Source organism: Erysipelatoclostridium sp. MSK.23.31 (genome assembly GCF_019125875.1).
Taxonomy (GTDB): Bacteria; Bacillota_I; Bacilli_A; order Erysipelotrichales; family Coprobacillaceae; genus Thomasclavelia; species Thomasclavelia ramosa.
This window is the reverse complement of sequence record NZ_JAHOCB010000018.1, coordinates 1-12,398: the sequence shown is the minus strand read 5'-3', so window position 1 is coordinate 12,398 and position 12,398 is coordinate 1. Positions and strand designations below refer to the sequence as shown.

Below are 12,398 nucleotides of genomic sequence, written 5' to 3'. Positions count from 1 at the left end.
ATTTAGGCCCTTATTTTAATAATGAACGGTTGTTAACTAATGATTTTTAATGAGCTTTGATGATTGTTTTAGCTATTAATATCACGTATGATGTTGTTGTGGGGTGAGAAGATGCAGATAAAAAAAGAAGATTTAAAGAATGATATTATTGAAGCTGCTAAAGTGGAATTTTTGCATCATGGCTACGAAGGGGCTTCAATGAGAATAATTGCTAGTAAATCACATACCACCTTGGGAAATTTATATAATTATTTTACTAATAAAGAAGAATTATTAGGAGCTGTATTAGAGCCATCAATTAAGTCATTAAATAAGTTAGTTGAGGTTCATCTAAATGAAGAAATTCAAGTTCATTCACTAGAAGAGGTTGATGAAGCACTTGATCAATTTGGAGATTTTTTTGAAGAAAGTGATTTTCGATATATAATGGATGAACGATTAATTATCCTTTTTGAATTAAAAACGACGGAATATAAAGAAAAAAGGGATTGGTTTCTTTTAAAATTTAAGCAACATATGGCATGGCATCTTAATATTGAAGATATCAATTCGCCGTATATTGATATTATTACAAATATGTTTATTGATTGTATTAAGCATGTATTAGTAAGTCATGATAATCTTGAAATGCAAAAACAAGAATTTTTAAAAGTTTTCAAAATGTTGTGTACAGGCATTGTTGTTAACGAAGAAAAATAAAAACTTGCAGTGATGATTCATTGTCTTTTGAATACATGTTTTTATTATGCAAAAAAGGAGAAAATATGATTAAATTTGAAGAAGTATCAAAGATTTATCAAAATGGAAATAAAAAAATTTATGCTTTAAATAAGGTTTCTTTTACGATTAATAAAGGTGAATTTGTCATTATCTTAGGACCGAGTGGGGCAGGGAAAAGTACTTTATTAAATATTTTAGGGGGAATTGATCGTCTTGATGAAGGAAAAATAATTATTGATAATGAAGTAATTTCGAATAAAAATGAAAATGAATTATCAGATTATCGAGCTCATCAAGTAGGATTTATATTTCAATTTTATAATTTAATTCCAACACTGACGGTTTATGAAAATGTAGCCTTGATGAAGGAACTAAAAAAAAGATATTATGCCAGTTGATAACGTTTTAGATCAAGTAGGACTATTAGTGCATAAGAAAAAATTTCCTCATCAGTTATCTGGGGGAGAACAACAGCGAGTTTCAATTGCTCGAGCAGTGGTCAAAAATCCAGAGATTCTTTTATGTGATGAGCCGACGGGAGCTTTAGATAGTGATACGGGAGCAAAAGTATTGAAGTTATTACATGATATGTGTAAAGAATATCATAAAACAACTATCATTGTTACCCACAATACTAATTTGCAAGCTATCGCTGACAAAGTAATTCGAGTAAAAAATGGTCAAATCAATACAATTACAACAAATTCTCATCCTCTTGATGTGATGGAGGTGGAATGGTAAATGTTGTTTAAAAAAATGATTCGAGATTTATGGAAAAATAAGGTTCAGTTTGGAGCTATATTTATTATGATGTTTTTAGGTGTTTTTATCTTTTCAGGTATATCTAGTGAATATCATGGACTTGAAGTAGCTTTAAATAACTATATTAAAGAGAATAATTTAGCTGATGCTTGGCTTTACCAAAAGGAATTTAGTGATTCGACTCTTAATGAACTAAAAAAACAGACTGATTATGAACAAAGAATGTATGTCTCTACAAGCAATAAAGCGGTTGATAATAGTAATATTGATCTCTATATTACTGATAGTAATAAAATTTCAACTCTTAAAGTCGTTAATGGTAAATCATTTAATAATCAAGATGATGGTATCTGGCTTGATGCAATGTATGCTAAGAAAAATGGTTATCAGTTAAATGACCAAATAACTTTAAAATATCAGAATTTTGAATTAAGTAAGAAAATTATTGGTTTAGTTTATTCCCCTGAAAATATCTATCTGGCTAAAGAAGAGCAACTGACACCAAATCGTCAAAAATATGGTTTTGCATATGTAAATAATAATAGTTTTCCTAACACTTTATACCATCCGAATCAACTAGTCCTTTCCTCAAAAAAAGACATTAGTAAAATAGTTGATCAATTATTAGCTGGTAATGAATACAAGCTAATTCTCCAAAAAGATCATCCTAGTGTAAATATGTTGACTGGAGAGATTGCCCAGCATCGCTCGATAGGTTTGGTTTTTTCATTAGCTTTTTTATTTATTGCTGTTTTAATTACGATTACAACAATGCATCGGGTTTTGCAAAGTCAACGAATGCAGTTAGGAATTTTAAAAGCATTAGGTTTTAAGAAAAGAAAGCTACTGATCCATTATTTATCACATTCAACATTTATTTGTTTAGTTGGTTCAATATTAGGTTACTGGCTTGGTTTAATAATAATGCCAGCTTTGATTTATCCAATGTTTGAAGAAATGTATGTTTTACCGGTTTTAACTAGCCAACCAATAGTTTTAGGATATTTATTACCAATTGGCTGTACTATATTATGCATGTTAATTAGTTTTTCTGTCTGTTTCAAATATTTAAAAATGAATGGTGCAACAATTCTTTACAGCAATAATTTAATTAGTAATTCAAGTTATTCACTAGCATGGAGCAGTAATCTACCATTTCGATTTCAATGGAATATTCGTGATATTATTCGAAATAAATTACGGAGTCTTATGACTATTTTTGGAGTTTTGGGCTGCACTGCATTATTATTTAGTGCTTGTGGCCTATATGATACAATGACTAATTTGACCGATTGGAATTATACTAAATTACAAAATTATAAATATAAACTTAATTTAAATGATAATCTTAATGAAGAGCAAATTGATTATCTTTTAAACCAGACTAAAGGACAGACATTATTAGAGAGTACAGCTAAAATAGTAATTGATGAACAAAATTTAGATGTTTCGTTAACAGTCTTGGAAAATAATGATTATATCAAACTTGCTCAAGATTTAAGTAATTTTAAATCTTTAAAAGAAGGAATTGCATTATCAAAAAAAATAGCCGATAAGCTTGATTTAAAGGTAGGAGATATAATTAAGTGGAAAGGAAATTTAGATCATCAAGAATATCAATCTAAAATATCTTTAATTATTAGAACCCCGAATATCCAAGGAATTACGATTATGAAAGAAGAATATTTGCAAACTGGTCATCAATACTATCCCACTGCAATCATTGGGAGTAAAAATCAAGATTGCTTGACCAATCTAACAAATATTTCTTCAATCCAGTATCAGCAGGACTTATTAGAAAGTTTTGATGTTTTATTAGAGGCAATGATCCTAATTATTATTATTCTAGTTTTAGGTGCAATTATTTTAGGTGGAGTTATTTTATATAATTTAGGAGTACTGTCTTACTTAGAACGTTATTATGAATTTTCTACATTAAAAGTATTAGGATTTAAAGATACTCAGATTCAAAAAATCTTGGTTCAACAAAATATATGGTTATCAATGATAGGAATTTTATTAGGTTTGCCTGTAGGATATTTATTGATTGAATACATGATATCAACGATTCAAGATACAATGGATGTAATTAATTTCATTGCTTTACCTTCTTACTTATATGCAATTTTAGGCACTTTAGTTATTTCCTGGGTAATAAGTAAAATTATTTCATTAAGGATAAAACATATCGACATGGTTTCTAGTCTAAAAGCAAATGATTAAAAGAGAAACATCTTGATAATAATTGAATAAGGTGCATAATTATTGTATAATTTTAAAGAATATATATAAGCAAGGGAGAATTAAAATGATTGATATTGCGATATTAAGAGAAAATCCAACCTTAGTTAAAGAAAACATGAAAAAGAAATTTCAAGATGACAAGATTGGATTAGTAGATGAGGCTTACAAATTAGATAAAGATTATCGAGAAGTTTTAACTAAAGCTAGTGAATTGAGAAGTAAACGTAATAAATTATCTAAAGAAATTGGTCAATTTATGCGTGAAGGAAATAAAGATGCGGCTGAAAATAATAAGAAACAAGTAAGTGCAATGGCAGATGAATTAGCTAAATTAGAAGACTTAGAAACTCAATATGGTAGTGAGTTAAAAGCAATTATGATGAAAATTCCTAATTTTATCGATGAATCCGTTCCATTAGGAAAAGATGATAGTGAGAATGTTGAAATTACTAAATATGGGGAACCAGTCGTACCAGATTTTGAAATACCTTATCATACTGAAATAATGGAAAATTTTGATGGTATTGATATGGATGCAGCTGGGAGAGTTGCTGGACAAGGTTTTTATTATTTAATGGGTGATATTGCTCGTTTACATTCTGCAATTTTATCATATGCTCGTGATTTTATGATTGATCGTGGCTTTACATATGTTATTCCGCCATATATGATTCGTAGTAATGTAGTTACTGGTGTTATGAGTTTTGAAGAAATGGATAGCATGATGTATAAAATTGAAGGGGAAGATTTATATTTGATTGGTACTTCTGAACACTCAATGATTGGTAAATTTATTGATAACATTTTAGAAGAAGATAAATTACCATATACGTATACTTCATATTCACCATGTTTTAGAAAAGAAAAAGGGGCTCATGGAATAGAGGAGCGTGGAGTATATCGAATTCACCAATTTGAAAAACAAGAAATGATTGTTGTATGTAAACCTGAAGACAGTAAGATGTGGTTTGAAAAACTATGGAATAATACTGTTGATTTATTTAGATCATTAGATATACCAGTAAGAACTTTAGAATGTTGTTCTGGAGATCTAGCTGATTTGAAATCTAAAAGTATTGATGTTGAAGCTTGGTCACCAAGACAAAAGAAATATTTTGAAGTTGGTTCATGTTCAAATCTAACTGACGCTCAAGCAAGAAGATTAAATATTAGAATTAATGGTGAAAATGGAAAATATTTTGCTCACACTTTAAATAATACAGTAGTTGCACCACCAAGAATGTTGATTGCTTTCCTTGAAAATAACTTAAATGAAGATGGCAGTGTAAATATTCCTAAAGCACTACAACCATATATGGGAGGTAAGGAAAAGATAACTAAATAGTTATCTTTTTATCTATATGAAAACTCTTTATATAAGTGATTTAGATGGAACGCTATTGAATAGCCAAGGAAAAATTAGTGATTACAGTATTAAAACAATTAATAACTTAATTAATGAGGGAATGATTTTTACATATGCTACTGCTCGTTCTCTAGTTTCCGCTTCACCAGTAACAAGAGGATTAATCAAAAATCTTCCTTTGATAATCTATAATGGTACATTTATTGTCAATGGCGAAACTGGAAAACTGCTTCATAAGAATATTTTTAATTCAAAACAAGTAGCGCATATAAAAGCAATAATGGAAAAAAACCAATTAAAACCTATGGTATATGCACTAGTAAATGAAAAAGAACGAGTAACGATAATAAATGAAAGCCTTCATGAAGGGGTAAAATATTATCTTAGTAAGCGTAAAACCGATTATCGAATTAATTTAACATTAGATTACTTATCTTTGTATGAGGGTGAAGTTTTCTATTTTACCATAATTGGAGATTATGATAATCTTCGACCAGCTTATGAAAGTTTAAAGGATGATTTAGATTATAATATTACTTTTCAACAAGAAATATATCGTAAAGAATACTGGCTAGAAATTATGCCTAAAAGTGCCTCTAAAGCAAGTGCTATTTTAAAGTTGAAAGAACTTTTAAACTGTGACAAGATAGTTAGTTTTGGTGATGCAATCAACGATTTGCCAATGTTTGCAATATCTGATCAAAGTTATGCAATGGCTAATGCAGTAACCTCTTTAAAACAACAAGCTACAGCAGTTATCAAAAGTAATGATGAAGATGGTGTTGCTCACTGGCTTAAGGAGCATGTTATAAACACTAAATAAATCAGTAAGATAAAAAATAGTTTTTATGATTTAATATCGAAGTAGTTTTTAAATAATTAATAAAATTACTGATCAGTGGATTATAATTATCTTGATCATAGATTAGATAAACACTTTTTTCACTTAATGGTGTTAAGGGAATAGCTTTAAGATAATCGTTATAGCAATTATCTTTTGTAAAGGCATGCAAAATTGCGCAACCTTGATTACAGGCAATCTTCAATAAATTCCCTTCAAACTCAGGATAATTGTCTTGATAGTATAATTTTCTAACATCAAATAAAATATTTGGAAGCTCCTCTTGGCTAACAGTTTTTTGATTAGCTAAGGGGTTATTTTTATTTATTAATACTATTAAAGAATATTTTTTTATTAATATTTTTTGATAGTCAGGATATTTAGGAAATGATAATCCTAGGGCTATATCTATCATCCTTTGTTCAAGCGCATGATATAATTGATAATTTGCATAGCTTGTTAATTCTATTTTTATATTAGGAAATTCGTTTATAAAATCAGAAAATATAGTAACCAATAATTGAGGATCTAAATTTTTAAGAAAACCAATTTTAATTGTACCTTATTGTCCTTTTAAGAAAGAATCAATATTTAATTTTGAATGATTAAATTGATTAATTATTTTTTTAGCTTCAATTAAAAAAATCTACCAGCTTCGGTCAGTTCTATTTGTTTATTATTGCGATTAAATAATTTAGTTCCTAATTCAGTTTCTAATAATTGTATCTGTTTTGTAACTGCAGTTTGCGATATATAGATTATGTGCTGCTTTAGTAAAATTCATTGTCTTACAAATTGCTAAAAAATAATTTATTTGATTAAGATTCATTTCATATTCCCCTTTAATAACTTTTAATTATTATATAATATCTTTTTAATATTAGAAAGTTATTGATTAATATATTACTATCTTGGTGATGGAGGAATATAAATGAATAAAAATGTTAATCGTTGGATCATCTACATACTATCAATCAATATTTTGGCTTTGGGAATAATTTTGAATACCCGCACTGATTTGGGGGTGCTGCGTTCACTAGTCTTTTTTATGCTTTTAGTAAGGTCAACAATATTTCATTAGGAACTGCTTCAATTATTTTATATTTGATTTTAATTATTGTTCAGATTTGTTTAGTTAGAAAATTAACTATTACAATTTTTTTAGAAATTCCATTTTCATTAATCTTTGGATATATTATCGATTTTTATGATTCTTTAATTAAAATTAGGTGTTCAAATTTATTATCTGCTTATCTATTATTACTGATTGCAATTATTTTTGTTTCACTTGGAGTATACTTTTCAGTTAGCTGTAATCTTATTGCAACACCAGTTGAATCAACGGTTAAGACTATCTCGCAAGTATATAATCTAAAATTTTCGTTAGTAAAAAATGTATTTGATATTACTATGATTATTATGATGCTCTTGCTTTGTTTAGTCTTACAGATACCAGTTTATGGAATTGGTATGGGAACAGTGTTATCTGCTCTGCTGGTTGGTAGATTTATTTCGGGCTATCAATATCTTTTTGATGAAAAAATTCAGATATATCAATTATCTAGATAAAAGAATGTTTTAGCATTCTTTTTTTGCATCTTAGCTAATCTATGTGCATCTTACCAAAATTAGATAGGTAAAAAAGATATTATATGATAAGGTGTTAATAAAGGAGGGATTCGATGAAGGTGCTCATTGAATGTGAGGAAGATAATGAATTAGAAGTAGTAATTCGTTGTAATAAAATTGATGATGAAGTAAGGCGAATTATTTCTTTATTTGAAGATAAACATTTTATTATTGGAAAATTAGACAATCGTAGTTATCAAATTAAAATAGATGATATTTATTATTTAGAAGCAAATGAAGATCGTGCTTTTATTTATTGTGAAGATAAAGTCTATGAAACAAGCCTAAGATTATATGAATTAGAAGATCAATTAGATCCCCGATTGTTTGTAAGAATCAGTAAATCAATATTGCTAAATTTAAACAAATTAGATAATGTAAGAGCTCTATTAAATGGGCGTTATGAAGCGCTATTAATTAATCGTGAAAGGTTAATTATTACACGTCATTATGTAAGCAGTTTTAAGGAAAAATTTGGAATGTAGGTGATAAGATGAATAAATTAAAAATGTTTAAATTTTATATGTTGACGACTTGTGTATCATATACGTTTGTAATTTTATTGCAAACATTATTATTTCATTTCAATCATCAAAATATGTCTAATGAATTAGTTGTGATGATTTTTATCGTTTGTGTAATCGTAAACTTATTGATAAACGTAACTCATTATTTAGAATTACAGGAGTGGTTAACCAATTTACTTTCAATTATCGAAATAGCTTTTGTAGTCTGTACTGCTAATTATTTATGTGGATATACAAACAGTATTATTGAATTAGATAATTTTATAGGTGTTACATTTATGTCAGTAACTGTTTATTTTTTTGTAAAAGCAGTCGTTTTTATGAAAAATAATGAAGATGCTAAAAAAATAAATGAAAAATTAAAAAGAAACCACCATCGCAACTAATAGTTGCTTAAAAGAAACCATGCTGCAATCTAAAATTGGTGGTTTGAAATAAAAGTTTTACGTATAGTGATGATGTAAGGAGGAGTAAAGATGAATAAAGTTATTGAGATAAAGAATTTGACTAAATGTTATGGTGATTTAATTGCTTTAGATGACTTTAGTTTAGATGTTTATGAAGGGGAAATATTAGGGTTATTAGGACCTAATGGCAGTGGTAAATCGACAACTATCAATACGATCTTATCATTATTAAAGTATGATTCTGGTTCAATCAAGATTTTTAATAAAGAGATGAGTCCTACTGCTTATGATATAAAAAGTAAAATTGGTGTTGTTTTTCAAGATGTAGCTGTATTTGATGAATTAAGCGTTATTGAAAATATTGATTATTTTTGTGGTTTATATATTAAAGATAAAAAAATTCGTGCCAACTATGTTCAAGATGCAATTAATCTTGTTAGTCTAAACGAATTTACTAAATTTAAACCAAAGCAATTAAGTGGGGGATTATTACGAAGATTAAATATTGCATGTGGAATAGCGCATAAGCCAAAATTAATTTTTTTAGATGAGCCAACAGTTGCAGTTGATCCACAAAGTAGAAATAATATTTTAGAGGGAATTAAACGATTAAATGAATTAGGAGCAACAATAGTTTATACAACCCATTACATGGAAGAAGTTGAGCAGCTATGTAATCAAATTATTATTATTGATAAGGGGAGAGTAATTGCATCTGGAACTAAAGATGAATTAAAAAATATGATTACTCTTGGGGAGAGAATTACGATTGAATTAAAATCAATGAATCAAACATTTATTGAGCAGCTTAAAAATAGTGATCGTGTAATGAATATTGAGATTGAAAATAATACTGTTCATATATCTTATAATACGAAAGAAGATAATTTAAGTAAGTTAATTGATTATGTTCGAGAAAACAATGTTAATTATACTAGTTTATTTAGTGAACGTCCGACATTAAATGATGTATTCTTAGAATTAACAGGAAAAGAGTTGAGAGATTAATGTTCTATCATTTCTTTAAATATCAATTTAAAACATTGCTTAGGAACAAGATGGTAATATTTTGGACGTTAGTATTTCCACTTGCTCTAGCGACTTTCTTTAACCTAGCATTTGCTAATTTAACAGCAAGTGAAGAATTTGAAACAGTTAAAGTTGCACTTGTTGAAGAGCAGGCTAATTCACAATTTAAAGAAACATTGCAGGAATTGGAAAAAGGTGATGATAAGTTAATTGATTTACAAATCACAAGTTTAGATAAAGCCCAGCAGTTATTAAAAGATGAAAAAATTACGGGTTATTATGTTGTTAGTAATGAAATAAAGTTAGTGGTAAATAATACAGGAATTGATGAAACAATTTTGGAAAGTATTGTTAATGAGTATAACAGTACAATGAGCACTGTTGAAAATATAGCAACATTAAATCCAAGTGCATTACAATCTAATATTTTAAATACAGTCAATTTATCTAAAAATAATTTTGAAAATCAGAATATTGGTGGAAACACGGATTTAACAGTAGTATATTTTTATACTTTAATTGGGATGAACTGTTTAAATGCTAGTTTCTGTGGACTTAGAACAACTAGTCAAATTGAAGCAAATCTATCTAGACAAGGAACTCGAATTACTATATCACCGATTTCAAAACTCGTTACGGTTTTATCGGGAATCTTATCTGCCTTTATTATTCAATTTTCAATAATGATGGTATTAATGGCTTACCTGATCTTTGGATTAGGTGTTGGTTTTGGTGAACAGACGGGTTATATTATTCTTTTGATTGCAATCGGATGTTTTACTGGAGTAGGATTAGGAAATTTTGCTGGAAATGTTCTTAAGTTTAAAAAAGAAGATACTAAAATATCATTTTTATCAAGCTTTTCACTAGTTTTATCATTCTTTTCAGGAATGATGATCATTGATATTAAATACTGGATGCAAACAAATCTTCCTATTTTAACTTATATTAATCCAGTAAGTTTAATTACTGATGGGTTATATGCTTTATACTATTATGATAATTTAAGTCGTTATACTACTAATATGATCTGCTTATTTGTAATCGGAGTTCTTCTAATCTTAGGATCACTATTCTTTACAAGGAGGAAGCAATATGACAGTATTTAAAAAATATCTAAAAATTGCTAATACTTATACACTTATGATTTTGGCATATACTGCTATCTTCCTTGGGTTAGCAATTTTTACGGGAACTTATAATTCTACTTCTACTGACTATAAAAGTATGGATGTTAAAGTCGCTATTATAAATCGGGATAAAAATACGGAATTAATTAATGGTTTTAAAGATTATATTAAAGATCATGGCGAATTAATTAGTTTAGAAGATGATAATGAATCTTTACGTGATGCGTTATTTTATCGTACAGTTGATTATATTATGATCATTCCAGATAATTACACTACTGATTTTATTAATGGTAAAGATGTAACTATTGAAACAATGGAATTGCCAGATGCATATAGTAGTATTTATAGTAAGAATCTTTTGAATAAATATTTAAATACAGCTAATTTATATTTAAAAGCAGGAATTAGTGATACTGAGTTAAGTAAGTTAATTAAAGAAGATTTAAATAAAAAAGTTGAAGTGGGGATGTTAGATAAACAAAATGAGGTTGATTTTACAATGCCGGCAACTTATTATAATTTCTCTAATTATATGTTAATAACAATAACAATGGTAATTGTGACAATGATCATGGTTTCTTTCAATGAAGAAAAGATCAAACGGCGTAATTTAGTTTCACCAGTTAGTTATAAAAGTATGAATCGTCAGCTAATGTTAGGTAATTATACAGTTGGATTAGCTATCTGGCTATTATATGTGGGATTCAGTTTTATTCTTTATAAAGATGCGATGTTGACAATGAATGGATTATTTTTAGTACTTAATTCACTAGTTCTAATGATATTTATTCAAGCGTTTAGTTTTATGATTGCTAAATTTACAAGTAATCGAGAAATTTTAAGTGGTGTAGGAAATCTCTTTGGTATGGGTTCGAGTTTTATTTGTGGAGCATTTGTACCACAAAGTATGTTAAGTCCTTTTGTTTTAAGTTTAGCAAAATTTTTACCATCATATTGGTTTATTAAAGCAAATAATGAAATTATTAAATTAACTGATTTTAGTTTTGGATCAATTAAACCTATTTTAATTGATATGCTAATTATCTTCGGCTTTACTTTATTGGTATATCTTGCTACACAAATTGTCACAAAGATACGTTTAAAGAAGTAAATATGCTATAATCATCTTACAAGAAGGTGATTGAATGGAAATTGAATATTTAGAAGCAGTACCTAGTGATGCATTGAAAATAATTAATTATTTGAATGTGGTAGCTGGCCAAAGTGATAACTTAACTTTTGGTTTGAATGAATGTATTTTGAATGAAGTACAGGAGATGCAGTTAATCAAGGAATTTCACGAAGATCCTAATTCCGTAATGATAGTTGCCAAAGATGGCGATGAAATTGTTGGAATTGCCACACTAAGTGGTAATCAAAAGACACGATTAAGCCATCGAGCGCAAATGGGTGTAAGTGTTTTAAAAAGTTATTGGCATCAAGGAATAGGTAGTAAGTTAGTCGCTATTATAATTGGATATGCTGCTGAAGCAAGTATTGAAATTATCGAATTAGAAGTTGTTACGAGTAATGAAAATGCTATTGCTTTATATCAAAAGTATGGTTTTGAGGTAATCGGAACATATGAAAATTTTATGAAAATCGATGATCATTATGTGGATGCTTATCTTATGAATTTATATTTATAAGAAACAAATAGGGCAATAACTCTATTTGTTTTTTATTTACCTGTTCAAATTGAAAATTTGAACATATAGACTTAAGTCAGTTGAGCATACG

At 28.0% G+C, this 12,398-nt stretch carries 13 protein-coding genes and 2 pseudogenes; 12 read left to right on the top strand and 3 right to left on the bottom strand.

Translation table 11 applies throughout. The features are described 5' to 3' along the window. Window positions 1-111 precede the first annotated feature (111 nt). From KSU54_RS09395 to KSU54_RS09375, 5 genes and pseudogenes are all read left to right on the top strand, one after another. Window positions 112-699, top strand: a complete 588-nt coding sequence (locus tag KSU54_RS09395; RefSeq protein ID WP_008792539.1) for a TetR/AcrR family transcriptional regulator — start codon at window positions 112-114, stop codon at window positions 697-699. A gap of 65 nt (window positions 700-764) precedes the next feature. After that, window positions 765-1,461, top strand: a pseudogene (locus KSU54_RS09390) (ABC transporter ATP-binding protein). Next, window positions 1,462-3,705 carry an ABC transporter permease gene (locus KSU54_RS09385; protein WP_003535499.1) on the top strand — a complete coding sequence of 748 codons (2,244 nt, stop codon included), beginning with the start codon at window positions 1,462-1,464 and terminating at the stop codon, window positions 3,703-3,705. An 85-nt stretch (window positions 3,706-3,790) separates the two neighbouring features. Beyond that, the gene (gene serS, locus KSU54_RS09380) at window positions 3,791-5,071 is read left to right on the top strand and encodes a serine--tRNA ligase (RefSeq protein WP_003535496.1); all 1,281 of its coding nucleotides are present in this window, start codon (window positions 3,791-3,793) and stop codon (window positions 5,069-5,071) included. Window positions 5,072-5,087: 16 nt separating this feature from the next. Beyond that, window positions 5,088-5,915: a Cof-type HAD-IIB family hydrolase gene (locus KSU54_RS09375; RefSeq protein ID WP_003535488.1), complete on the top strand. Its 828-nt coding sequence runs from the start codon at window positions 5,088-5,090 to the stop codon at window positions 5,913-5,915. 1 nt (window position 5,916) lies between these two features. On the opposite strand, the gene KSU54_RS09370 is transcribed toward KSU54_RS09375, so the two are convergent. From KSU54_RS09370 to KSU54_RS18845, 3 genes are all read right to left on the bottom strand, one after another. After that, a complete protein-coding gene (locus tag KSU54_RS09370; RefSeq protein WP_081446365.1) occupies window positions 5,917-6,483 on the bottom strand; it encodes a substrate-binding domain-containing protein in 567 nt (188 codons plus the stop codon). 86 nt (window positions 6,484-6,569) lie between these two features. Beyond that, complete coding sequence (locus KSU54_RS18850; protein WP_232254053.1) at window positions 6,570-6,659, bottom strand: LysR family transcriptional regulator; 90 nt, start codon at window positions 6,657-6,659, stop codon at window positions 6,570-6,572. After that, the gene (locus KSU54_RS18845; RefSeq protein WP_003535485.1) at window positions 6,640-6,762 is read right to left on the bottom strand and encodes a LysR family transcriptional regulator; all 123 of its coding nucleotides are present in this window, start codon (window positions 6,760-6,762) and stop codon (window positions 6,640-6,642) included. The genes KSU54_RS18850 and KSU54_RS18845 overlap by 20 nt, the downstream gene beginning before the upstream one ends. Window positions 6,763-6,971: 209 nt before the next feature. Between KSU54_RS18845 and KSU54_RS09360 the strand changes: the two are divergent. The 7 genes and pseudogenes from KSU54_RS09360 to KSU54_RS09330 all read left to right on the top strand — a co-directional run. Then, a pseudogene (locus KSU54_RS09360) lies at window positions 6,972-7,502 on the top strand (DUF6198 family protein); the annotation flags it as partial. Between the two features lie 113 nt (window positions 7,503-7,615). Next, complete coding sequence (locus tag KSU54_RS09355) at window positions 7,616-8,047, top strand: LytTR family DNA-binding domain-containing protein (RefSeq protein ID WP_003535483.1); 432 nt, start codon at window positions 7,616-7,618, stop codon at window positions 8,045-8,047. A gap of 8 nt (window positions 8,048-8,055) precedes the next feature. Next, window positions 8,056-8,475: a DUF3021 family protein gene (locus KSU54_RS09350; RefSeq protein WP_117792145.1), complete on the top strand. Its 420-nt coding sequence runs from the start codon at window positions 8,056-8,058 to the stop codon at window positions 8,473-8,475. A gap of 90 nt (window positions 8,476-8,565) precedes the next feature. Further along, a complete protein-coding gene (locus KSU54_RS09345; protein ID WP_008792533.1) occupies window positions 8,566-9,504 on the top strand; it encodes an ABC transporter ATP-binding protein in 939 nt (312 codons plus the stop codon). Beyond that, window positions 9,504-10,634: an ABC transporter permease gene (locus KSU54_RS09340; protein ID WP_003535480.1), complete on the top strand. Its 1,131-nt coding sequence runs from the start codon at window positions 9,504-9,506 to the stop codon at window positions 10,632-10,634. The genes KSU54_RS09345 and KSU54_RS09340 overlap by 1 nt, the downstream gene beginning before the upstream one ends. After that, window positions 10,621-11,769 carry an ABC transporter permease gene (locus KSU54_RS09335; protein WP_003535477.1) on the top strand — a complete coding sequence of 383 codons (1,149 nt, stop codon included), beginning with the start codon at window positions 10,621-10,623 and terminating at the stop codon, window positions 11,767-11,769. The genes KSU54_RS09340 and KSU54_RS09335 overlap by 14 nt, the downstream gene beginning before the upstream one ends. A 34-nt stretch (window positions 11,770-11,803) precedes the next feature. Then, window positions 11,804-12,307, top strand: coding sequence for a GNAT family N-acetyltransferase (locus KSU54_RS09330; protein WP_117792147.1), 504 nt, complete (start codon window positions 11,804-11,806; stop codon window positions 12,305-12,307). Window positions 12,308-12,398: the final 91 nt, after the last annotated feature.

What these genes read in the sequence shown, in the direction of transcription:
- KSU54_RS09330 (WP_117792147.1), top strand. Translation starts at nt 11,804, where the DNA reads ATGGAAATTGAATATTTAGAAGCAGTACCTAGTGATGCATTGAAAATA.
- KSU54_RS09385 (WP_003535499.1), top strand. Translation starts at nt 1,462, where the DNA reads ATGTTGTTTAAAAAAATGATTCGAGATTTATGGAAAAATAAGGTTCAG.
- KSU54_RS09350 (WP_117792145.1), top strand. Translation starts at nt 8,056, where the DNA reads ATGAATAAATTAAAAATGTTTAAATTTTATATGTTGACGACTTGTGTA.
- KSU54_RS09395 (WP_008792539.1), top strand. Translation starts at nt 112, where the DNA reads ATGCAGATAAAAAAAGAAGATTTAAAGAATGATATTATTGAAGCTGCT.
- KSU54_RS09355 (WP_003535483.1), top strand. Translation starts at nt 7,616, where the DNA reads ATGAAGGTGCTCATTGAATGTGAGGAAGATAATGAATTAGAAGTAGTA.
- serS (WP_003535496.1), top strand. Translation starts at nt 3,791, where the DNA reads ATGATTGATATTGCGATATTAAGAGAAAATCCAACCTTAGTTAAAGAA.
- KSU54_RS09345 (WP_008792533.1), top strand. Translation starts at nt 8,566, where the DNA reads ATGAATAAAGTTATTGAGATAAAGAATTTGACTAAATGTTATGGTGAT.
- KSU54_RS09335 (WP_003535477.1), top strand. Translation starts at nt 10,621, where the DNA reads ATGACAGTATTTAAAAAATATCTAAAAATTGCTAATACTTATACACTT.
- KSU54_RS09340 (WP_003535480.1), top strand. Translation starts at nt 9,504, where the DNA reads ATGTTCTATCATTTCTTTAAATATCAATTTAAAACATTGCTTAGGAAC.
- KSU54_RS09375 (WP_003535488.1), top strand. Translation starts at nt 5,088, where the DNA reads ATGAAAACTCTTTATATAAGTGATTTAGATGGAACGCTATTGAATAGC.
- KSU54_RS18845 (WP_003535485.1), bottom strand. Translation starts at nt 6,762, where the DNA reads ATGAATCTTAATCAAATAAATTATTTTTTAGCAATTTGTAAGACAATG.